The organism is Schaalia sp. Marseille-Q2122, from assembly GCF_903645355.1.
GTDB lineage: Bacteria > Actinomycetota > Actinomycetes > Actinomycetales > Actinomycetaceae > Pauljensenia.
The window spans coordinates 202,439-223,797 of sequence record NZ_CAHJXR010000007.1 but is presented as its reverse complement, the minus strand read 5'-3'; the positions used below and the strand labels follow the sequence as shown (position 1 = coordinate 223,797).

Annotated in this window: 19 protein-coding genes and 1 pseudogene; 5 read left to right on the top strand and 15 right to left on the bottom strand. The window is 60.9% G+C overall.

What is annotated here, in order from left to right; translation table 11 throughout:
* Positions 1 to 66: 66 nt before the first annotated feature.
* The 8 genes from nagB to chvE form a co-directional block, all read right to left on the bottom strand.
* The gene (nagB, locus tag HWX48_RS09585) at positions 67 to 840 is read right to left on the bottom strand and encodes a glucosamine-6-phosphate deaminase (protein WP_175956993.1); all 774 of its coding nucleotides are present in this window, start codon (positions 838 to 840) and stop codon (positions 67 to 69) included.
* A 259-nt stretch (positions 841 to 1,099) separates the two neighbouring features.
* Complete coding sequence (locus tag HWX48_RS09580) at positions 1,100 to 1,381, bottom strand: HU family DNA-binding protein (RefSeq protein WP_175956990.1); 282 nt, start codon at positions 1,379 to 1,381, stop codon at positions 1,100 to 1,102.
* Positions 1,382 to 1,609: 228 nt separating this feature from the next.
* Entirely contained in the window at positions 1,610 to 3,118 is a 1,509-nt protein-coding gene (gene araA, locus HWX48_RS09575; RefSeq protein WP_175956988.1) for an L-arabinose isomerase, read from the bottom strand.
* Between the two features lie 100 nt (positions 3,119 to 3,218).
* Positions 3,219 to 3,929 carry an L-ribulose-5-phosphate 4-epimerase gene (locus HWX48_RS09570; RefSeq protein ID WP_175956986.1) on the bottom strand — a complete coding sequence of 237 codons (711 nt, stop codon included), beginning with the start codon at positions 3,927 to 3,929 and terminating at the stop codon, positions 3,219 to 3,221.
* Positions 3,930 to 4,013: 84 nt separating this feature from the next.
* Positions 4,014 to 5,054: a LacI family DNA-binding transcriptional regulator gene (locus tag HWX48_RS09565; protein ID WP_175956983.1), complete on the bottom strand. Its 1,041-nt coding sequence runs from the start codon at positions 5,052 to 5,054 to the stop codon at positions 4,014 to 4,016.
* Between the two features lie 118 nt (positions 5,055 to 5,172).
* On the bottom strand, positions 5,173 to 6,351 hold the full coding sequence (gene mmsB, locus HWX48_RS09560) for a multiple monosaccharide ABC transporter permease (RefSeq protein ID WP_175956981.1): 1,179 nt from the start codon (positions 6,349 to 6,351) through the stop codon (positions 5,173 to 5,175).
* On the bottom strand, positions 6,348 to 7,895 hold the full coding sequence (mmsA, locus tag HWX48_RS09555; RefSeq protein WP_175956979.1) for a multiple monosaccharide ABC transporter ATP-binding protein: 1,548 nt from the start codon (positions 7,893 to 7,895) through the stop codon (positions 6,348 to 6,350). The genes mmsB and mmsA overlap by 4 nt, the downstream gene beginning before the upstream one ends.
* Positions 7,896 to 7,974: 79 nt before the next feature.
* Positions 7,975 to 9,168: a multiple monosaccharide ABC transporter substrate-binding protein gene (chvE, locus tag HWX48_RS09550; RefSeq protein ID WP_175956977.1), complete on the bottom strand. Its 1,194-nt coding sequence runs from the start codon at positions 9,166 to 9,168 to the stop codon at positions 7,975 to 7,977.
* A gap of 296 nt (positions 9,169 to 9,464) precedes the next feature.
* Between chvE and HWX48_RS09545 the strand changes: the two genes are divergently transcribed.
* A complete protein-coding gene (locus tag HWX48_RS09545) occupies positions 9,465 to 10,211 on the top strand; it encodes a glutamine amidotransferase (protein WP_175956975.1) in 747 nt (248 codons plus the stop codon).
* A gap of 84 nt (positions 10,212 to 10,295) precedes the next feature.
* Here the strand turns inward: HWX48_RS09545 and HWX48_RS09540 are convergent, their stop codons facing one another.
* Positions 10,296 to 10,619 carry a hypothetical protein gene (locus tag HWX48_RS09540; protein ID WP_254873058.1) on the bottom strand — a complete coding sequence of 108 codons (324 nt, stop codon included), beginning with the start codon at positions 10,617 to 10,619 and terminating at the stop codon, positions 10,296 to 10,298.
* Between the two features lie 71 nt (positions 10,620 to 10,690).
* The gene (locus HWX48_RS09535) at positions 10,691 to 11,677 is read right to left on the bottom strand and encodes a S66 peptidase family protein (protein WP_175956971.1); all 987 of its coding nucleotides are present in this window, start codon (positions 11,675 to 11,677) and stop codon (positions 10,691 to 10,693) included.
* A gap of 218 nt (positions 11,678 to 11,895) precedes the next feature.
* Between HWX48_RS09535 and relB the strand changes: the two genes are divergently transcribed.
* Both relB and HWX48_RS09525 read left to right on the top strand, forming a co-directional pair.
* Positions 11,896 to 12,108, top strand: a complete 213-nt coding sequence (gene relB / locus HWX48_RS09530; protein ID WP_175956970.1) for a type II toxin-antitoxin system RelB family antitoxin — start codon at positions 11,896 to 11,898, stop codon at positions 12,106 to 12,108.
* Positions 12,108 to 12,389, top strand: coding sequence for a type II toxin-antitoxin system RelE/ParE family toxin (locus HWX48_RS09525; RefSeq protein WP_175956968.1), 282 nt, complete (start codon positions 12,108 to 12,110; stop codon positions 12,387 to 12,389). Before relB ends, HWX48_RS09525 begins: the two co-directional genes overlap by 1 nt.
* Positions 12,390 to 12,413: 24 nt before the next feature.
* Here HWX48_RS09525 and HWX48_RS09520 read toward each other — a convergent pair whose 3' ends face one another.
* From HWX48_RS09520 to HWX48_RS09510, 3 genes are read right to left on the bottom strand one after another with little or no spacing between them, the layout of a single operon-like run.
* Entirely contained in the window at positions 12,414 to 13,100 is a 687-nt protein-coding gene (locus HWX48_RS09520) for an alpha/beta fold hydrolase (RefSeq protein ID WP_175956965.1), read from the bottom strand.
* A 58-nt stretch (positions 13,101 to 13,158) separates the two neighbouring features.
* A complete protein-coding gene (locus HWX48_RS09515; RefSeq protein ID WP_175956963.1) occupies positions 13,159 to 14,376 on the bottom strand; it encodes a type II toxin-antitoxin system HipA family toxin in 1,218 nt (405 codons plus the stop codon).
* Positions 14,369 to 14,635, bottom strand: a complete 267-nt coding sequence (locus HWX48_RS09510) for a helix-turn-helix domain-containing protein (protein WP_175956961.1) — start codon at positions 14,633 to 14,635, stop codon at positions 14,369 to 14,371. The genes HWX48_RS09515 and HWX48_RS09510 overlap by 8 nt, the downstream gene beginning before the upstream one ends.
* A 911-nt stretch (positions 14,636 to 15,546) precedes the next feature.
* Between HWX48_RS09510 and HWX48_RS09505 the strand changes: the two genes are divergently transcribed.
* Complete coding sequence (locus HWX48_RS09505) at positions 15,547 to 15,765, top strand: helix-turn-helix domain-containing protein (protein ID WP_175956959.1); 219 nt, start codon at positions 15,547 to 15,549, stop codon at positions 15,763 to 15,765.
* 305 nt (positions 15,766 to 16,070) lie between these two features.
* Entirely contained in the window at positions 16,071 to 18,977 is a 2,907-nt protein-coding gene (locus HWX48_RS09500) for a hypothetical protein (RefSeq protein ID WP_175956957.1), read from the top strand.
* A gap of 35 nt (positions 18,978 to 19,012) precedes the next feature.
* Here HWX48_RS09500 and HWX48_RS09495 read toward each other — a convergent pair.
* A pseudogene (locus tag HWX48_RS09495) lies at positions 19,013 to 19,875 on the bottom strand (IS3-like element ISPfr10 family transposase); the annotation flags it as partial.
* Positions 19,876 to 20,144: 269 nt separating this feature from the next.
* The gene (locus HWX48_RS09490; RefSeq protein WP_175956955.1) at positions 20,145 to 21,173 is read right to left on the bottom strand and encodes a LacI family DNA-binding transcriptional regulator; all 1,029 of its coding nucleotides are present in this window, start codon (positions 21,171 to 21,173) and stop codon (positions 20,145 to 20,147) included.
* Between the last annotated feature and the right edge of the window lie 186 nt (positions 21,174 to 21,359).

The window sequence follows — 21,359 nt, the reverse complement described above, 5'->3', positions numbered from 1 at the left end:
CGAGGGCGACGCGGGAGTTCTCACACTCGGGTGTTCACGCGCTTGTGATCAGGGCGGGTGGAGGGATCAGAGGGATTCCTTTTCCCACACCTCACGGTAGAAGTCCTTGAGTTCGAGGAGGGAGGCTGCGGCCTCGTCAAGCAGGACGGTGGTGTTGTCGTGCATCTGAAGGATGGTGGCGGGCCAGCGTGCGGAGATGCCGCCTTCGATGAGTTCCTTGACGGCCTCGGCCTTGCCCGCGCCGGTGACGATCATGAGGTTTTCGCGAGCGTCCATGATGGTGCCCAGGCCCTGGGTCACGCAGTGGGTGGGGACGTCGTCGATGTTGCCGTCGAAGAAGCGGGCGTTGTCGCGGCGGGTCTGTTCGGTGAGGACACCCACGTGGGTGCGGGAGGTCAGGGAGCCGCCGGGTTCGTTGAAGCCGATGTGGCCGTCGGAACCAATGCCCAGGACCTGCAGGTCAATGCCGCCAGCGTCCTTAATGGCCTGATCGTAGGCGGCTGCGCCTGCGTGCAGGTCGTCGCACCAGCCGTCGGGGCCGTGAGCGGCGCCCTCTGCCATGTCAAGGTGGTCGACGAGGTTGCGGTGGATGAAGTTGGCGTAGCCCTCGTAGTGGCCCTTGGGCAGGCCCACGTACTCGTCGAGGTTGAAGGAGCGGACCTGAGCGAAGGAAATACGGCCAGCCTTGAAGCGTTCGATGAGTTCAGCGTAGAGCGGAAGCGGTGAGGAGCCGGTGGCCAGGCCGAGGACGAAGTCGGGCTTGCGGCGGTACAGGGCTTCAACGTGGTCAGCGGCGATACGTGCGATTTCTTGCTCGTTGGGAAGGATTGCGACCTTCATAACGTGTGCTCCTCATCCTTGTGGATTCTTGTCACTGTCTATGTGACAGGCTCTGGGTGTCCCAGGCTCTGGGTGCGACAGACGATGGGTGTGACAGACCGTGGGCGTGGCACACTCCCTGTGGACACTTTCACAGTGTAGTCACCACAACCAGTGTAGTCATCAGACAAATTTTTGGGAACCTACCCAGCCCAGAAAACATAAGAAAAGGGCGGGCGCCGAAGCGCCCGCCCTTTCGAGACTCCTCAGAGGCTCAAACTCACTTAGCAACAGCCTTCTTCAGGGTGGAGCCAGCGGAGATCTTCACGCCGAAGCCAGCGGGGATCTGGATTTCTTCGCCGGTGCGGGGGTTGCGGCCGGTGCGAGCTGCGCGCTCGACACGCTCCACGGAGAGCAGGCCGGTGACCTTGACAGCTTCACCCTTGGCGAGGGACTCGACGAGAACCTTCTGGAAAGCGGACAGGGCGGCGTCAGCCTGGACCTTGGTCAGGCCAGCGTCTTCGGCGATGGCGGCGACGAGCTCAGTGCGGTTGACAGACATTGGATACCTCTTCTGATTCGGTACAAGATTAGGAACCTCGTGCGAGGTCATAGGGAAACAGTACGGAATAACAGGCGGTTTTGTCAGGTTGAACCGGCGTTTCTTCCTGATTTCTCACGTTTTGCTGAGGTTTGGGGGTGGTTTTTCACCAAAACCACCCCCAAAATGCGACATTTTCAACAAACTGACCGTTGAGTCAGACACGCCGCAGGAAGCCTCCGCTCCCCCTCACAGCCCCTCAGCCAGACGGTAGTACACCTGGTTCCAACGCAGACGATCAGCGAAGCTTCGCGTCGTGGTGTCCTCGTCAATGACCACCAGTTCCATGCCGGCAATCGATGCGAAAGTCTCCCACTCAGCCACACCTACCTGAGTAGTCATCGCCGTATGGTGCGCCCCACCTGCCGTCAGCCAGGACTCAATAGAGGTCTCCATATTCGGTTCAGGCACCCACATGGCGCGGGCCACCGGCAACTTCGGCATGTCATGAGGCGGCTCAACCACCTTCACCACATTGGCCGTCAAACGGAAACGATCACGCATATCCGCCAACGCCACCACCATGCCCGGGCCAGCATCAGCGTTAAACACCATGCGCACAGGATCCTCACGATCCCCAATACCCAGGGGATGAATCTCAATGCGGACCTTCTGAGCGGTCAGACTCGGGCAGATCTCCAGCATGTGGGCGCCCAGAATCATCTCCTGACCAGGCACAAGGTTATAGGTGTAGTCCTCCATCAGGGAGGCACCGCCCGACAGCCCCTCGCCCATGACCTTCGCCACACGCACCAGCAGGGCCGTCTTCCAGTCGCCCTCAGCACCAAAACCATAGCCCTCAGCCATGAGACGCTGCACCGCCAAGCCCGGCAGCTGCTTCAGGCCACCCAGGTCCTCAAAGTTCGTCGTAAACGCGCTCGCCCCGCGTTCCTCCAAGAAGGAACGGATCGCAATCTCCTGGCGGGCAGCATAGCGCAGGGACTCGTGACGCTCGGCGCCCGCGCGCAACTCCTCAGCCACGTCGTAACGCTCCTCGTAGAGCGCAACGAGGGCATCAACGGCGGCCTCGTCAACCGCGTCAACGACCGCAACCAGATCATTGACCCCCCAAGTGTTGATCGACACGCCAAGACGCCGCTCAGCCTCAGTCTTATCCCCCTCGGTAACAGCCACATTGCGCATATTGTCGCCAAAACGCACAATGCGCATCTCCTGGGCCGCCGCCCAGCCCGCCGCAGCACGCATCCACGAGGCCACCCGCGCGGTGACCTGAGGGTGGGAGGCGTGGCCCACCACCGTGGTGCGCGAAACCCCCAGGCGGGTGAGGATGTAGGCGTACTCGCGGTCACCGTGAGCAGCCTGGTTGAGGTTCATGAAATCCATGTCGATGGAATCCCAGGGGATCTCAACATTGGCCTGGGTTGCCAGGTGCAGCAGGGGCTTGGAGAGGACCTCCATGCCGCGAATCCACATCTTTGCAGGGCTGAAGGTGTGCATCCACGCGATTACGCCGATCACCTGATCGTCGGTGGACGCATCCAGCATGGCCCTGCGGATCGCGTCCGAATCCTTCAAAACCGGCTTCCACACGACGGGCACGGGCAGGACACCCGAGTCATTGAGCAGGCGCACAACCTCCTGGGATTGCTCAGCGACTTGGAGCAGAGTCTCCTCGCCGTAAAGATCCTGACTGCCGGTGTAGAACCAGACCTCGCGGCCCTCGTAAAAGTTCTTCATGGGTAACTCCTGATTTCTTGTGTGCCTAAAAACTGAGCTAATGAGGGGCTGCGCACCTGCCCGCGCCCAGGCGGGAAGGTGCGGCGCGTGAAGCGAAGGATTACTGGCCGTAAACGTTCTGGTAACGGGCGTAGAGGCTCTCAATAGCCTCCTTCGGAATCGGAATCAGGTCACCACCCTGACGGGCAATATGCACCGTGCGGGCAACCTCTTCAACCATGACAGCGGCCTTCACCGCAGCACGCGCATCCTTCCCTATCGTGAAAGGCCCATGGTTTTGCATGAGCACAGCAGGGCTGGGGTGATCCTTGAGGGTGTCGACAATGCCCTTACCAATCGAATCATCACCGATCAGCGCGAAGGGGCCAACGGGAATATCACCACCGAACTCGTCACCCATCATCGTCAGGACGCAGGGGATGGCCTCGCCTCGCGCGGCCCAAGCGGTGGCGTAGGTCGAGTGCGTGTGCACCACTCCCCCAATATGAGGCATATGGCGGTAAACGTAGGCGTGAGCAGCAGTATCTGAGGACGGCTTGCCCGCGCCCTGAATCAGCTGCCCGTCGAGGTCGCACACCACCATCGCCTCGGCGCTGAGATCATCGTAAGAAACACCAGAGGGCTTGATGACCAACAGATCCTGGGAGCCGTCTTCGGCCTCGCCGCGAATACGCTGCGAGACATTCCCGGCGGTCCACACCACCAGCTCCCAGCGCGGCAACTCCGCATGCAAATCAGCAACATACTCGCGCACGCGCTGAACCTCAGCGGCAAACTCGGGGGTCCATGTGGCGGGATTACGATGGTCCATCATTTCGTCCTTGAAAGCGGTAGAGAGTGTTCCTCCCTAAGGATACCCGCCCTTAGCGCCCGACCACATGAGGAAGCAGAACGCTCAACCAAGGGAATGCGTGCGCGCCTTCCCACTTGAATCGCGCACGATCAGATCCACCGGAATCATACGCGCCCCAGCCTGCCCACTCTCCACACACTCCAGCGCTAAATCCACCAGCGCCTTACCTAAAGCCGCAAAATCCTGGCGGACAGTCGTCAAACTGGGCGTGAGGAAAGGGGAGGCCGGACTATCGTCCACACCGACCACACTGACGTCCTCAGGCACCCGCAAGCCACGCAAGTGCAGCGCATGCATCGCACCAAGAGCTAAATCATCGCTGGCCGCCATCACCGCCGTCGGCATCGCCTCTAAGGGCACGGCCATCACCGCATCAAAACCAGCCTGCGCCGCCCACGAGTTCGTCGGAATGACACGAGGAGTCAAGCCAGCGGCCTGCATCTCGGTCACGTAGCACTCCTCACGCTCCCGCGACTCGTACCAGCCATCCCTACCCGCCAGATGTGCAATATCCTCATGCCCAAGCGAACGCAAATGCGCAATCAACGCCCGAATCCCCGGAATATGATCCAAGGTCGCCGTAGCAGTGCCCAAGCGGCGCCCCATCTCCGGTGACATGACGGCAACGAGGGGCATCGGCGCGTCCAAATCATCCAGCCCCTCCAGGATTGACTCGAGCGGCTCAATGAGGATGATGGCCTCGACAGACAAACTCGTGAAGCGCCCAATAGCGTCACTGAGCGTCTCTGCGGTGAATTCCTCCAACGGAGACAAGACCGTGAGGAAACCCCGATGGTGGGCGGCAAGCTCAACGCCGAGCTGCATAGAGCTTGGACCAAAGTAGCTTTGAGCGGGGTTAATAATGCCCAGCAATCCCGAGCGTTGTGTGACAAGAGCACGCGCAGTCGAATTGGGACGGTAGCCCAAGGTTTTGATGGCTTCAAGGACACGTTCACGGGTTTCAGGGGCAACAACGCCCACTCCGTTAATGACGCGCGACACCGTTTGGTGCGAGACCTTGGCAAGCGCGGCGACATCGTGCATTCGGGCGCGACGATGCGCCGACTGAGGCGGTTTTTCCATGAGTTTTAGGCCCTCATTATCGACCGTTGATACGCCAAAGGCGCGGCGGCTGCAATACCGTGTATCGAACCGCCGCGCCTTGGGCAGACCGGCTTAAGTGTCCAGCCTTAAGCGAGGATCAGGCCAGGGAACCTGCGCGACGCTTGTTGTAGACGTCGAAGGCAACTGCAAGCAGAAGCACCGCGCCCTTAACGATCTGCTGGGTGGAGGTCGAAGCACCCATGAGCTGCATGCCATTGGACATGACAGCCATGATCAGACCACCAATCATTGCGCCAGCAATACGACCCACACCACCGGTGGTGGAGGCGCCGCCGATGAAGCAGGCAGCAATGGCGTCAAGCTCGAACATGTTGCCAGCGGAAGGCTGAGCACCATTCATACGAGCCGAGTAGACCACGCCAGCAATAGCGGCAAGGAAGCCCATGTTGACGTAGACCCAGAAGGAGACGCCACGGACGTTAATACCGGACAGGCGTGCGGCGGACTTGTTACCACCAATGGCGTAGACATTACGGCCAAAGACGGTGGACTGGCTGATGGTGCCGTAGATGAGGATGAGCAGCGCCAGCAGGATCAGCACGATGGGCAGACCGCGAGCCGATGCGAGCTGGAAGGCGAAGAGCATGACAACAACGGCAACAGCCACGATCTTGACGATGAAGATCCACAGGGCCTCGACAGCCTGGTTGTATTCAATGGAAGCCATGCGCTGACGCCACTGCTGGAAGGTGAAGCCAACCACTGCGATCGCGAAGATGACCAGCGTGAATACGTCGAATCCGGGACCACCCAAGAGACCATTCAGGAAGCCATTGGCGATGTTGAAGTATTCCTTGGGGAAGGGAGAGACCGACACGTTGCTCAGCACGTTGAAGGTCAGGCCACGGAAGAGGAGCATGCCGGCCAGGGTGACGATGAAGCCGGGGATACCCATGTAGGCAACCCAGAAGCCCTGGAAGGCGCCGATGGCGATGCCCAGGAGCAGGGCGGCAATCACGCCCATCCACCACGGGTAGCCCATCTTGACGACGAGCACCGCAGAGAGGGCGCCTGTCACTGCCACGATCGAGCCAACCGACAGGTCAATCTGGCCCAGGACAATGACAAAGAGCATGCCAATGGCCAGGATCAGAATGTAGGAGTACTGCAGGACGATGTTCGTCAGGTTAATGGGGCTGAGGAACGCGGGGTTGAGGGCCGCGAAGAGAATCACAATCGCAACGAAGGCGATGAAGATACCGCCCTGACGGATGTTTGCGCGAATGAGTTCTTTGAGAGTGATGTGATCGGTCACTGGTCGGACTCCCTTGTCGGCTCAATGGTCATAAGTTCCATGAGCTTTTCTTGAGTGGCTTCGGCAACGGGCATTTCGCCGGTAATGCGCCCGTACGCCAAGGTGTAGATACGGTCTGAGATACCCAGGATTTCCTCAAGTTCGGAGGAGATGACGATAACGGCCTTGCCCTGCTCCACCATCTTGTTAATGAGGGTGTAGATTTCGAACTTGGCGCCAACGTCAATACCACGGGTGGGCTCATCAAGGATGAGAACGTCTGCGTCGGTGTAGAGCCACTTCGAGAGCACAACCTTTTGCTGGTTGCCGCCCGACAGTGAACCCGCCTGCTGCAGGACCGACGAGGCGCGAATATTCATCGCATCCTTGTAGCCAACAGCGACAGCCAGCTCTTCGTGAGCGTTGACAAAGCCGCGACGAGAAAGCTTGAACAGGCCGGCGGTGGCGACGTTATGGCGGATATCGTCAATGAGGTTCAGACCGTAGGTCTTGCGGTCTTCCGTGGCGTAGGCAATGCCGTGTTCGACGGCCTCGGAGACGCTTCGCGCCTTGATTTCCTTGCCTTCCTTGTACAGGCGGCCGCTGATGTCACGACCCCAGGAATGACCGAAGATACTCATGGCGAGTTCGGTACGTCCAGCGCCCATCAGGCCCGCAATACCGACAACTTCGCCGTGGCGAACGTTGAAGGATGCGTCCTTAATGACGAGGCGCCCAGCTTGGGACGGGTGGTAGACAGTCCAGTCTTCAACGCGGAAGATTTCATCACCAATATGGGACTCACGTGTCGGGTAGCGCTGCGAGAGTTCGCGGCCAACCATGAGGGAGATGATCTTGTTCTGCGTCGAGGCGGGATCCTTCATGTCGATGGTCTCAATGGTTTGACCGTCGCGCAGGATCGTCGTGCGGTCAGCAATGGCCGCGATCTCATTGAGCTTGTGGGAGATGATGACGATGCTCACGCCCTGGTCGCGAAGACCTCGAACAATGTCGAGGAGGGCGGCCGAGTCATTATCGTTCAAAGCGGCGGTGGGCTCGTCGAGGATGAGGAGTTTGACATCCTTCGCCAGAGCCTTACCGATCTCAATGAGCTGCTGCTTGCCAACGCCGAGCTGGCCGACGGGGGTCTTCACGTTATCGTGCAGACCCACGGTTGCCAGAAGTTCTTGTGCGCGGTGGTTGACTGCGTTCCAGTCAATGAGGCCCGCGCGAGTGGGCTTTTCGGTGCCGAGGAAGAGGTTCTCTGCCACCGAAAGGTAGGGGATGAGGGCAAGCTCTTGGTGGATGATGCCGATACCCGCCGCTTCCGATTCCTTAATAGAGGAGAACCTTTGCTCCTCGCCATCGAAGATGATGCTGCCGCCGTACTGGCCGTGAGGATACACGCCCGACAGGACCTTCATCAGGGTGGATTTACCCGCACCGTTTTCACCGCACAGTGCGTGAATTTCTCCTCGACGGACCTCTAAGTTGACGTGCTTGAGCACCTGGACGCCGGAGAACGACTTATCAATGTCGCGCATCTCCAGAATATTGGACGTCATGTCACTTCCGTTCCGCTGGACTGATTGGACTGAAAAGGGTGGGTGCGCCCTTTATTTCGAGCGCACCCACCCTCACTGATTACTCAGCGAGGCCTGCGGCGACCTCTTCAGCGGTGTAGTAGCCCGAGCCGATGATGATGGGCTCGATGTCTTCCTTGTAGATGGTCTGAACATCCAGGAGGAAGGAGGGAACGACCTTGACGCCGTTATCGTAGGTCTTGTCGTCGTTGACCTCGGGTTCCTGGCCCTTACCGAGAGCCTCAACGGCCTTCACAGCCTGCTTGGCGAGGGTACGGGTGTCCTTGAAGATGGTGGACTGCTGCACACCGTCGTTGATGAGCTTGACGGAAGCGATTTCAGCGTCCTGGCCGGTCACGACGGGCAGGCCCTTGTCGAGGCCGGGGCCGTAGCCAGCGCCCTGGAGGGCGGTGATGATGCCGCGGGAGATGCCATCGTAGGGGGAGAGAACGCCAGCGAGAGCCTCAGAGCCACCGCCGTAGTTGGAGGTGAGGATGTCTTCCATACGCTTCTGAGCGGCTTCCTGCGACCAGCGCAGGGTGGCGACCTGGTCGATGGTGGTCTGGCCGGACTTCACAACGAGAACACCCTTGTCGATGAAGGGCTTGAGGGTGTCGAATGCGCCGTTGTAGAAGAAGTGCGAGTTGTTGTCATCCAGGGAGCCAGCGAAGAGCTCAATGTTGAGCGGGCCCTTGGGGGCGTCAGCCTTTTCCTTGCCGTCCTTGTCCACGAGGCCCAGGCCCACGAGGAGGGCGTTAGCCTGTGCGACGCCGACCTTGTAGTTGTCGAAGGACACGTAGTGGCTGACGTTCTCGTTGTCGCGGATCAGGCGGTCGTAGGAAACGACGGGGATGCCTGCGGCGCCAGCGGCGTCGAGCTGAGAGGACAGTGCGGTGCCGTCGATGGCGGCGATGACGAGGACCTTGGCGCCAGAGGTGATCATCTGGTCAACCTGCTGGGTCTGGGTGGGGATGTCATCGTTGGCGAACTGGAGGTCGACCTCGAAGCCGGCCTCTTCCAGGCCCTTCTTGACTGCCTCGCCGTCAGCGATCCAGCGCTCGGAGGTCTGGGTGGGCATAGCCACGCCGACCTTGACGACCTCGCCGTCAGCTGCGGGTGCCGGTGCTGCGCCGGACTCTGCCGATGCGCCAGCGCCTGCGCCGCCGCCGGAGCAAGCGGTAAGGGTCAGTGCTGCTGCAGCGAAGACGGCTGCGAAGCCTGCTGCGCGCTTCCCGAAGGGGTGACGAATGTTCATTGATTTTCTCCTAGGTGATGGCCGACTGCTATGTCGGACTCACTACAGCTATGTAGCGAGGTGATCGCTCACAGAGACGATGTTAACGTTCACTCTCGGGTTAAACATAATTCGACAGATCACCTTTTGGTAACAAAACCACCTGCGCGAGCTTAGCTCCGCACATTTTCCCCACCTTTGTCCTAGTGCACGGCCGAGTGCGCTTGCCTCTACAGTGGTTCATACGGCGGCCCACGCGCGACGTCCTCGTAGCGAGGCCGACGCCTCCCCCACCGCCCTCGACGAAGGAGCATTCAATGGCGAAAGTTCTTCTGGCGGGCGAATCCTGGGTCAGCGACACTACCGATCACAAAGGATTCGACCCCTTCCCTCACACCCAAGTCCACATCGGCTGCACCGAGTTCCTCGCCGCCCTACGTGCAGGTGGACACGAAGTCACCCACCTGCGATCCCACGATGCAGGCAGCGACTTCCCCTTCAGCGTCGAAGAGCTCAACGCCTACGACGTGGTCATCCTGTCCGATATTGGCGCCAACACGCTGCTACTACCCCCGGAGGTATTCGAACAGGGCCTGCGCCGCCCCAACCGCCTGAAAGTCCTTCGCGACTGGGTCCACGCTGGTGGCGGCCTGATGATGGCTGGCGGCTACCTCAGCTTCCAGGGCTTTCGCGCCATGGCGAACTACGCAGGCACGCCCCTTGAAGAGGCTCTTCCCGTGACGATCGCACGCTGGGATGACCGTGTCGAAACGCCAGAAGGGGCCCACGGTCAGCTGAGCGACATTACTCATCCCATCACCGACGGCCTCGACAAACAATGGCCCTACCTGCTGGGATACCAAAAACTCACCCCCGATCCCGATGCCACTGTGCTCGCCACCATCGAGGGCGACCCCCTGCTGGCGGTGAAAGAGTACGGGAGTGGGCGTTCGGCTGCGTATGCCACCGACATTTCACCCCACTGGGCGCCGCGCGAGTTCATGGAGTGGCCCGGCTACCAGCAGCTTTTCTGCGCTCTGGTGAGCTGGCTGGCGCGAGAGTAGGCGCCGACGGGTTTTGGTCGCACCTGGTGGTAGAAAACGGGCCGTTTTTACCCTATTTTTCGCCACCAAGTGCGACCAAAATATTTAGCTCTTGCTGCGGCCCTTCGGGAGGGAGGCGAGGCCGTTCGCGAGCAACGCCAGGATCGAGTAGGCCACCCCATAGATCAACGCCGAATCATTGAAGAAGATGTACATTGGCGGCAGGAATACCACGAAAGGTGCCAGCAACCACAGCAGACTCAAGCCCTCGGCAAACCCATCCCAGACGGCCAAGGCAATCACGATCGCCGGGAAAAGAACAAATATGGTGGCGATCAACGCCGACGTGCTCTGATAGGGGTCAGGCGTCAGAAGCCTGATCACCAGCGGCACAGCGAAAAAGACCACCGCAAGCAGCGCAATACGCAACCACGTACTCTTTGTGTTCCACCTCATCAATCAATGGTGGCAGGTCTTGGCAGTCGGCGCTAGTGCAGCGCCTAGTCCAATAAGGTGACGGTCTGCTCGTCAGCGTCGAGGTGGACTTGCCCGCCGATGGGCAAGGTGAGCATCGGATGAGTATGGCAGCAGTCGTAATCGGCGAGGATCGGGAATGCACCTTCACCGTCAAGGACTTCAAGGAGGACATCGCTCGGGGCACGTCCCGTTCCGGCGTCATCAAAAAGCTCATGCTTACCCAGAATGAGCCCACCAAGTATGCCGAATACATTCGCGCATTTAAGTAGAGCGAAAAGCCTTTCAACCGTCGCAATATCCTTCATAGAGTCTTCAATGAGCAGGATGTCGCCCTTGCGGATCTGGGGCATATACGGGGTATTCCAGATGGCCGACATGGTGTTGAGGTTGCCGCCAATGAGACGCCCCTCAGCTGAGCCTGCGCGCAATGTGCGCAGTTGGTTTGGTTGACAGGTTTTAGCGCGGTCCTGCGTCAACCATGGGATTCTCTCCTCCGTCCACTCCTGCGGGTTGGGCAGCGTCAGAGGGCGCGGCGAGTCATCTCCGATAGCGTCCATCATGCGTTCAAAGGTCACATCCACCAGAGGTGGGAATTCTCCAAAGGAGGCGACCATGGCGGGCCCATAGTAGGTGATTACCCCAGTTTTCGCGTAGAGAGCCAAGAGAATTGCGGTCACATCGGACGCTCCGATCACCACCTTGGGGTCGTCCGCGAATGCCTCGTAATCCAAGTAAGGCAGTAGCGAATTCGAGTTCGTCCCACCGATGGAGGACATCATGCAACGAACCTCAGGATCGCGGATCAGGGTGTTGACTTCATCAACGCGTTCACGGATTGTGCCCGAACGATAGTGGTCGCTCTTTCCAGTGAGCGTCCCCTCAACGACAGTGAAGCCGCGTGAAACGAGGTAGTTGCGGCCCCGCTCATAGCGCACCGGCACTTCAGCGGTGATGGGGTATGAGGGCGAGAATACGGCGATCGTTTCGCCACTACGCAAGGTTGGTCGCATGGTGACTATCGTGGCAGATTCTCCAGAAGGAAGATGCGAACGCTGATCAGCGGGATCGTCGATATCAATGTTTTCTGCCGCCCCATGAGAACGAGACGAGTGTTTACTCGTCCAAGACGTTTAGCCACCAAGGTTCCCTTCGGGATTCCAAAGCATGAATTCTTGCAGACACGGAGCCCATGAATACAATGTATTCAGGAGATGATGAAGGAGTTAGCATGCCGACAATGACGATCCGCATGAACACAGACGACGCCGAACTCGTGCGAAAGTTTGCGGAATTTGAAGGAATGACGATCTCCGACTTTGCACGCTCGGCGATCCTGGAGAAAATCGAAGACTCCTATGATCTTGAGGAGCTTCGGCAAGCAATCGCTGAAGATCAGGGGGAGCGTTTCAGTATTGATGAGGTTCTTGAGGAGCTCGCCTAGTGTCTTCAAAACCTGTCGCATACCGGGTCGAGTTGACGGCGAAGGCACGCAAGCAGCTCAAGAAGATGGACCGCTTTGACGCAAGGATTCTAGCGACGTGGATCAGAGACAATCTTGAAGGATGCCTCGATCCTCACGCTTTAGGCAAAGGACTGACCGCCAACCACTCCGGAGAATGGCGATATCGCGTGGGCTCATATCGCATCCTCGCAGTCATTCATGACGATGTTGTCACCATCGAAGTATTTTCAATTGGGCGCCACGACACTATCTACCGATAGCTGGCCTCCAGACGAACGCAGCACTCAGCTAAGCTTCTCAGCCACCGCGTTCAACGCCTCAGCCAACAACTTCGGGCAAGAGACCATCGGCCAATGCCCCGATTCCAGATTCACGAGCTCCAGATTTGTGGTTTCTGCGAGTTCAGGAGCGCCCCCTCCCTCGATGACTTCCTGAGCTACTTCTGGAGAGAACTCTGGACACAGCACAGTCACCGGTATAGCGAATCGGGCAGGAGAGGAAAGAGTCACCATCCCCTTGCTGACGCCTTCTGGAACACCGACCATGCGGCTCTGCATGGCGTCCTTGTCACTGGCCGACAAATCTGCAGAATCTGGACCCTCAAAACTCTTCCACCCCGGGAATCTCATCCATCCGTCTTCCGGCTCGAAGAAGTCCGCGTATGTCGAAGCACTGGTTTCTGGGAATCCACCGATAAAGACCACGCCGGACACGCGATCCGGATCCGAGTCAGCGGCCATCCATGCCAACGTAGTCGCTGCAGAATGGCCAACCAGCAATGGGCGATCAGCGGCAGCAATCTCTCGCTTCACTGCGTCGAGCTGGTCGGCCAAAGTTGCCAGCTTATTACCGTCATCTTGCCCCGGTAGAGAAACTGGGATACCTCGATGCCCCTGCGCAGCCAGCTCCGCGATCACCGGATCCCACACATCAGCCGTGAGCCACAGGCCAGCAATCAACACGATGTCCATGTTCAGCACCCTCTCTTCCGAATCTATGACATTAAAACGGTGAGCATTCCGTTGCAGATCAGCCCTGACGAAGTCGCTCGATAAAACCCCCAATGTCATCGACCAGGCCAGGATGGGCTCCCGGTAGGGGCACTTCGGCCTCGACAGCTCCGGACAGGTCGGCGAGCATCGTCTCGACACGTGCAGCCGCGTCAGAGATGCCCCACCGCTCACCCTCAGCAACCAGATCGCCGCCTGTCACCGACGCATGCCGGTACACGCCATTCACTGCCAACGCCAGCTCCCCATCTGTAGGCAGGTGAGTCTGAGGCACCATGTCGTAGGCGGGAGCCAGTCGGCAGGTACCGTCCGGCGGATGAAGGACGGACACGTTTTTGGCATGCATATCAAGGTTGCCGACAGCCACTGCCACCACGACTTGTCCGAACAGAGCCTCCACCATCCGCATGCCGCCCGCACCTCTGAAAGCTCGCGCCAGGCGTTCGAGGGTAACTACGCCACCCTCACGCTGATACTTCTGCACCCCAGAAGCTCCTAGCACTTGGTTGCCATCCTCTTGGTGGACACGCCCTTGAGGGGCCAGGGGGTCACGATCATAGCGTTCGATCACCACGGCCGGAATCCCATCGAATTCCTCGACCCATGTGTCGTAACTGGTCAATCCAACTGCTCGCGCCAGTCGCGCACCGTATTCCTCGTCGTAAATGAGCGTCGGATATCGAGCATGAAGAGGCTTGAGAATATGGGTCGAAGGAGCTCCGTCGACCACCCGGCTCCACCCATTGCCATCCCTGCGAGCCAGGACAATCTTGTCCTGGACGCCAGCCAGCGAGGTTTTCCCACCGATTGGTTTGTTTCCCAGCGGTTCCTCCGATACTGCTGCCAGCATGCGAGCCACATCGCTTTGCTTCACAGGCTCATACCGAGGACTCTTGGGTTCGCCGGGTACCTGCGGATCCCAGATATGGAGAGCTCCTGCCACGTCGCGCCCATACTGGCGGAGCATAGCGATAACATCATGCTCTGGCACCCCGGCCGTCTGCGCCAGTCGCGTTCGCATCCGCCCTTCGGGCAACAGCTCAGCGAAGAAGTTGCGTCGAATGGGTGCTCGCGAACGAGTCGCTCGGACCTGCAGGGGCGCGGAGATCGACATCACCGTTGAGTCGAGGCCGAAATGAATCGCAGCAGCAGGATCAGGAATCAGATCGAAGGTGCGCCAGTCTCCACGCAGCACACCGAGCCGCTGACCGTAAAGCTCAACGACGAGGTCACCCATGATCGCCCTCCTCTTGAGTGGCACCTTCATCAGTGGGGACAGCGATAGTGGCCGTGAGTTCCATGCCGGTTGCCTGCATGGCCGCAAACAACCGGTCCATCATGATAGACGGCTTACCAGACTCCAGCTCCCAGATATACTTCTGAGTGGTGCCGATCTGTTTTGCCAGCTCGCGCTGGGTCAGCCCCGCCACCAAGCGCGCTTGCTGCAGCATTCGTCCGAGCGATTCCGGACCCGTCACCTTACCCTGGTACTGCATCGAACCCCCCACTTCGCTGTGTTGACCACGGGAGAATTGACTTCGATATTGAAGTCATCTTACTTGACTCCAATATTGACGTCAATGGAATTGGTGCTATTTCCTGTCGGGTTGGGTGTCATCTGCTTGGACGTGGTAAGGCCGGGGAGATCTAGGAAATCAAACCCCGATCCGACTGGAGCAACCCCTCTCAGCACGATCAACATGCTTCACATACCAGAGTTAACTTACAGGCCGAGCATCCCCACTTATCGGCTTAATACCGCTGTTCATCCAAAGCATTAACTCGCGAGGAACCCCGGATAGAGTAAACATACTCAACATAGAACATGCATGTATAGCATGTTGGGCAATGACAGCATTCCCACAGCGGCAGGACTCAGCGACCTCGTCCAGTATCACGTCATGCAGGCTCTAACACACACCTCGGCGACGGCGGCCACAACGTCACCCACTACGAGATCACTCATCTTGCCCAGAATCAGAGCCACCTGTCTGGGATAGAGAAGCTGTTCTTGAGGCTGTCATGCGCACGAAAACCCCGAGGTTCCAACGGAACCTCGGGGTTGTTTGTGGAGCCCAGGGCGCACGTGTCGAACTCATCCCCCTGCTCGATCACCTGCTTCTGGCAACCCTGCCAGCAGCGGCTTAGCCCTCGGCAAACAGCGTTTCGGCTCGTCCAGGAGGAGAACCATGAGGACCGGTGTAAACGTGCTCAAATCAAGCCAAAAGCGGTAGACTTAGGGACGCCCCGCATGGAGCCCACGCGGGGAGGCGCAGCCGCCGATCTCGCTTGAGCGAGATGAGGATCGGACGTGAGGGACCTTATCGGGGAGATGTACCCCGGAGATGCTAGGACGGGTCTCACCTGGCACACGTGGTGGGCAACGATGCCACCATGTGAGGTCCAAATGGCTACTGTTGCCAGTATTTCCCCGCCCGTTGTGTATTCGCTGAGGGATCTGTCTGACGCTGGATATGGCTCCGTTGACACGCTCCGCCGCGCGATTCGCGAAGGTCGTCTGGAGGCCGTCCGCGTCGGAGGTCGTTTGAAGGTCACCCCAGAGACACTCGACGCATATCTGCGTTCGTCTGCCGAGCGGTACACCCGTGATGGCGGTGCGCGATGAGTGCGTCAGACTTTCGGACCATCGCTTCACAGCTTGATGGAAGTTCCTGGACAGCCTCCGAGGAAGCCGTCAATGGGGTGCCTTGTGCCGTGCTAGTCCGGCATGTTGAGCGCCGTCCTGAAGCTCCTTCCGGCGACAACGCCGACGGTGAAAACCGCCCAACTCGTGACAACCTTCCCGAGAAGGTTGTCATTTCTTGCCCTCAAGAAGCCTCGTGTACCAAGCAAAACGACTTCCGGCCATATTGTTCTATGGGAGCGAAGTCGTGGCCGGGCCGGAAGGCCGCGCGCCACGACGGAGCGTTCGTGCGTGGAAACGCCTCGGCGCAGCCCGATTCACCTTCGTTGTCATGGTCGCCCTCGGTGGATTTGGTCGAAGCTGGCCTGGGTCCTCTCGATGAGGATGATCTCGATCTGGACGCGTTTACTGACGACGACGGGTCGGACGATGGAGTCCTAGCCGGTGCTCCGTTCGCCGCTGGCTCCTCTGGCGACGACGACGCCCCTGCCGTCGCGTTCGCCGACCTGCCGACCGTCCGGGCGATGGGCACGGGCCGGACCCGACCTGTGATCGGGTTCGATACCGAGTTCTGCTACGAGGTCAACGAGTCCGGCGAGACCGTCCGTCGGATCATCTCCTACCAGTTCGCCCTCATCGACCCATCTGACGACGCCTGGCGCTTCGACATTGTGCTGATGCCGCTCGTCCCTGAGCGTCTTCGCATCGAGGACTGCCTGGCCGTGGTCTCGCGCGAGTCGGGGCTGTGGGAGACGGTCGGCCTTCCCGACCCCCGAGGCGTGCCCCGTCGTGAGTTCTGGGCGACCGACGAGGAGGTCGCGGGCCAGCGTGCTGCCCGTGGTCACGCGACCTCCTACGGGGTCTCGATGGTGAAGCTGGCGAAGCGCGGCCTCATTCGCGTCGTCCTTGCCGGGCACTTCCTCAGGGCCGATCTCTCGGCGTTCGCCTGCCCTGGGCCTCGTGCTCGCTACGAGGACGTCATGCGTCGGGTGCGATCGGCGAGCGGTGGCCTCATCTCGATCAACCCGATCCGCATCGTCGCGAAGTCCGGTGCCAAGGGCTCCGGCGAGCGTTACCTCCCCTTCTCGATCATCATCCGCGACACCATGGGCCACGCCGCGCCGGGGATGAAGTCCCTGGACGTGCTCGGGCGAAACGTCGGCATCCCGAAGATCGACGTCGATCCGTCCTGGAAGGAGCGGATGGGCGACTTCGCCGACCAGCACCTGCTCAACTTCCTCGACTACTCCGCGAACGACGCCGTCATCGTCTTTGAATACCTGGGGGCGGTCTGGGGTGAGAACGTCGTCCCGCCGACCACGCTGAGTGGCGGTGGGGCCAGCGCCCTGAAGGACGCCGTGATGGGGTACTGGGGAATCGATCGTTCGGCCGACTTCATGGCCCGGTTCCAGGGCCTCATGAAGGTCAAGACCGGTCAAGAAGTTGAGTCCGACGGGCTCGGGTACTACACCGAGCTGGATCTCGCGCCCATCGACGGTGACGCCAATCAGGTGCACTCGGCGTGCTCGCGCGCGTTCCACGGCGGGTGGAACTCGTCGCTCGTCATCGGTCAGATCAACGCCCCGACCTTCGACCACGACATCCAGAGCGCGTATCCGTCGGCGATGGGGGTCATCGCCGACGTCGACTACGAACAGGGTGCCATCGAGCAGGTCCTCAAGGACCGTGAGCTCATGGTGGACGACTTTCCGATGGGCTTCGCGACACCGCTTGTCGCCTACGTCTCCTGGGAGTTCCCCGGAGGGACTCAGCCGTGTATCCCGGTCAAGGTCGAGAGCTCGGTTGTATACCCGATGAGCTCCGAAGGCATCATCAACACGCTGGGCGAGGTCCCTGAGACCTTCCGAGGGCGGGATGGTGCCTGGGCCATGGGGCCGGAGCTACTCCTGGCCGTCAAGCTCGGGGCGAAGGTCCGCGTGCAGATCGGGTACCGGCTCCGCGTGCTTGAGATCGACGGCTCGCCGTCGATGTCGCTGCGTCATGCCGTCCGTCAGATGGTGCGCGACCGTGGGATCGCCAAGCAGACGTTCGGCAAGAAGTCCCTTGAGGAACTCATCATCAAGGTCGTGACCAATTCCTGCTACGGGAAGCTCGTGCAGGACATCTCGCGCCGGACCGGGTGGAACGCCTGGGACCAGGAGTCCGAGGAGATCGGCGGGTCGTCCGTGACCTCGCCCTATCACGCCTCGATGATCACCTCGCTCGTGCGTGCTCTGCTGCTGGCGGTCGCCAACGAGGTCGAGGTGCTGTCGGTGACCACCGATGGCTTCATTTCCGAGGTCGGGGACATCGAGTCTCTCGACGCGTTCGGGCTTGCGGACGTGTTCCGCGACTCGCGTGAGGCTCTCACCGGCGACCGGTCCCTCTGGGAGGTCAAGCACCGGCAGGACGCCGTGCTGAACCTCACCACTCGTGGGAACGTCGCGCTCAACGACGGCGGCGTGCTCGCGAAGGCGGGGCTCAAGACTCCGTCGGGGATCGAGCGCGGGTCGCTCGAAGAGCGCCGCTGGTTCCACGATCTGACAGCGACGCGCGCGGGCAAGATCGACAACGCTCACACCGTGTTCCCGTCGCACCGTGAGCTGTCGGCTGCTGGTGAGAAGCGTCAGGACTTCATCCCTCACGACGTGAAGCCGAAGGTGTCCGTCGACTTCGACATGAAGCGGTGTCCCGTGTGGGACTCGATGCGTGCCGAGCTCGTTGAGATCGGCGGCGCGAGCTACGAGGTCGCGACGTTCCCGACGGTCCCGTGGAACACGGTTGGTGAGTACCTGAGCGCGAAGAACAAGGCCCGATACGCGGCGAACTACCGTCCGGGAACGGTCGGTGCGAACCGCCCCACGGGCGCGCTGCGCACTCTCGACGAGTGGAACCTGCTCCGAGCTCGGATCGAGTCCGGCGGACTCAAGGTGCGCTCCGACGGCGGGGTCCTTCTCCAACGGATCGTCGCCGCGCACCGCCTGGGCATGGCCACGGTCCCGATGCTCGACCTCAAGGTGCCCGTCGCCGAGAAGTGCGCGTGGTTGTCCTCTCTCGGGTTCGGTGAGTTCACCCGTGCCCAGTGGGACCACCTCACCAAGGCCGACCGTCTGTCGCGCGTCGGTCGATCGCTTCAGAGCTCGGTGTGGCTGGAGACCTTGGACGTGATCGAGAACCTGCCGCCCGCGTGGTGAGGACACAGACCCGGACACCATTGCGGCGTCGCCGTCGCGTCGCTGATGAACTCGGGCCCGTTGTCGCTGCGGAGCACACCCGGTGCACCGCGGACGGCGACGAGCTCTTCGAGGTGGGCGGTGAGCCGGTCGGCGGTGATCGACCGCTCCACGAGCCCGCCGATGCATTCGCGGGTGTGCTCGTCGACGATGGAGCAGATCTTGATCGGGCAGCCCCGCTCGTCGGCGTCGAACTGGAAGTCCACCGCCCATACGAGGTTCGGTGCGACTGCCGCCGGGGCGTCGACGGTCGAGGATCCGACACGCTTGCGGCGTCGCCGCTGCGGGACGCGGAGGCCTTCGGCTCGCCAGAGGCGTTGGATCTTCTTGTGGTTCACCGCCCAGCCCTCACCCCGGGCGTCGTGATACGCCCGCCGGTACCCGTAGCGGGGATGCTTCTTCGCCCACGCGCGCAGCCAGTCTCGCAACGCGCGATCAGGGTCGGCGACCGTGTCGCCCTTGAGCGGGCGACGGTACGCGGACCTGCTCAGCCCGGCCAGACGGCACGCCATCCGCTCGCTCACCTGCAGTGTCCTGATCAGGTGCGAGACGGCGGCGCGGCGCCTGCCCGGGCCTAGAAGTTTCCCTCGGCCAGCTCCTTGAGCGCGGCCTTCTCCAGCTCCGCTTCGGCCAGCAACCGCTTGAGCGTGGCGTTCTGCTTCTCCAGCTCCCTGAGACGCTTCGCGTCGTCGGCCTTCAGTCCGCCGTACTGGTTACGCCACCGGTAATACGTCTGCTCGGATATCCCAAGCTCCCGACACACCGCGGCGATGTCGCTGCCGTCGGCGAGCATCCTGTCGGCCTGCCCGAGCTTGCGGACGACCTGCTCCGGGGTGTGACGCTTCCTGCTGTTCGACATGATCTGACCAGTCTCCCTGCCCGCAACCACGGGCGACAGGACGACTCCCAGAACCACCGGACCTAAAAAACGGGGGCAGCCCAGGCCCTACACCACTCTAAGGGGCTCTACTGTCGGCGTTCTTCGTCGAAGGAACTCCGGCCAGCGGGTTTCCTCACGCGAAGAACTCCCCAGGGCAATGATTCGACCGAGGATTCTCCATCAAAGAACGCCCGCGTCGCCACCTCCTCAAGGCCAGAGGCCCGTCATCTATCTATTCATCCGCCGAATCATCGCGGCAAGGCGTAGGGAGCGGTGCTGCCTCGCTCGACCAACTCCGTGGGGATAACGATCCGTCGGCTCCCGTCGCGCGGCCCGCCCTCCAATTGTTCGACGATGAGGTCCACCATCGCCGAGCCGGCGCGATGGAAGTCTTGGCGGACGGTGGTCAGAGGAGGGAAGGCGTACTCCGCCAGTGGCAACCCGTCGAAGCCGACGACGGAGACGTCTTGGGGCACTCGTCGCCCGCTCTCGTGCATGGCGCGGATGAGGCCGAGGGCCACCTCATCGTTGGCGCAGAAGACGGCGCTTACCTCGGGGTCGCGCGCCAACTCGAGTCCCGCGCGGTACCCGTCGCCTGCTTCCCAGCCTCCGCTCACTGGCGGGGGAGCGGCGATGCCTTCTTCCTCCAGCCGTCTCGACCATGCCGCCATTCGGACCATGGCCGACTGTGAGTCATGCGGCCCGGTGACGTGGTGGACGGTGCGATGGCCAAGGGCTAGGAGGTGGCCCACCGCGTCGCGCACTCCCTGGATCTGGTCCGCTGAAGCGGAGGGGTAGTACCCGACGAGGGCCGAGTCCGAGGAGGCCACCGGCAAGCCCGCCGGAAGTCCAAGATGGGTGTGGGTGGCGCGGCCCGACTGCACGATGATGAGCCCGTCAATGGCCTGGTTCGAGAGTTGGTGCACCGCCTCATGTACGGCGTCGGTTTCGGGATGGGCCACCTGCACCAGGGTGACGGAATATCCCAGCCTGCTGGCGGCGTCGAGCACCCCGCTGGCGGTGTGCGACTCGCCGGTGCGCTGGATGGTCTGAGTCAGGACGCCGATGACGTTGAAGGAGCCGCTGCGCAGCGCGCGGGCGGCCCGGTTGGGCGCGTAGCCGAGCTGCTTCATCGCCCGTAGGACCTGATCGCGGGTGGCCGGGCGCACCTTGTCCGAGCCGCGGGACACCCGTGAGACGGTCTGCTCGGACACGCCGGCGAGCCGTGCGACGTCGGCGATTGACGGCGCCTCACGGCCGGTGCGTCCTGAACCCATGCCGCAACCCTAGCGCAGAGCGGTTCGCCTCGACGCGGCACGCGGCGTCGAGAGAGCGAGCGTACAACTATGGCGACGTCATCATAAGTGTGGATGCACGGTTTGCCTGCTCAAACATGCTTGACATTGACTTCTTGCAAGGACAAAATGGCGACGTAGCCATCAAAATCCCGTCCCCTCAAGACA

Excerpts from the sequence above, each read along its gene's own strand:
- mmsA (WP_175956979.1), bottom strand. The coding sequence starts at position 7,895 with ATGACGTCCAATATTCTGGAGATGCGCGACATTGATAAGTCGTTCTCC.
- HWX48_RS09505 (WP_175956959.1), top strand. The coding sequence starts at position 15,547 with ATGGCTACTGTTGCCAGTATTTCCCCGCCCGTTGTGTATTCGCTGAGG.
- nagB (WP_175956993.1), bottom strand. The coding sequence starts at position 840 with ATGAAGGTCGCAATCCTTCCCAACGAGCAAGAAATCGCACGTATCGCC.
- relB (WP_175956970.1), top strand. The coding sequence starts at position 11,896 with ATGCCGACAATGACGATCCGCATGAACACAGACGACGCCGAACTCGTG.
- HWX48_RS09570 (WP_175956986.1), bottom strand. The coding sequence starts at position 3,929 with ATGGACCATCGTAATCCCGCCACATGGACCCCCGAGTTTGCCGCTGAG.
- HWX48_RS09520 (WP_175956965.1), bottom strand. The coding sequence starts at position 13,100 with ATGGACATCGTGTTGATTGCTGGCCTGTGGCTCACGGCTGATGTGTGG.
- chvE (WP_175956977.1), bottom strand. The coding sequence starts at position 9,168 with ATGAACATTCGTCACCCCTTCGGGAAGCGCGCAGCAGGCTTCGCAGCC.
- HWX48_RS09580 (WP_175956990.1), bottom strand. The coding sequence starts at position 1,381 with ATGTCTGTCAACCGCACTGAGCTCGTCGCCGCCATCGCCGAAGACGCT.
- HWX48_RS09510 (WP_175956961.1), bottom strand. The coding sequence starts at position 14,635 with ATGCAGTACCAGGGTAAGGTGACGGGTCCGGAATCGCTCGGACGAATG.
- HWX48_RS09535 (WP_175956971.1), bottom strand. The coding sequence starts at position 11,677 with ATGCGACCAACCTTGCGTAGTGGCGAAACGATCGCCGTATTCTCGCCC.
- HWX48_RS09490 (WP_175956955.1), bottom strand. The coding sequence starts at position 21,173 with ATGGGTTCAGGACGCACCGGCCGTGAGGCGCCGTCAATCGCCGACGTC.
- HWX48_RS09565 (WP_175956983.1), bottom strand. The coding sequence starts at position 5,054 with ATGGAAAAACCGCCTCAGTCGGCGCATCGTCGCGCCCGAATGCACGAT.
- HWX48_RS09545 (WP_175956975.1), top strand. The coding sequence starts at position 9,465 with ATGGCGAAAGTTCTTCTGGCGGGCGAATCCTGGGTCAGCGACACTACC.
- HWX48_RS09515 (WP_175956963.1), bottom strand. The coding sequence starts at position 14,376 with ATGGGTGACCTCGTCGTTGAGCTTTACGGTCAGCGGCTCGGTGTGCTG.
- araA (WP_175956988.1), bottom strand. The coding sequence starts at position 3,118 with ATGAAGAACTTTTACGAGGGCCGCGAGGTCTGGTTCTACACCGGCAGT.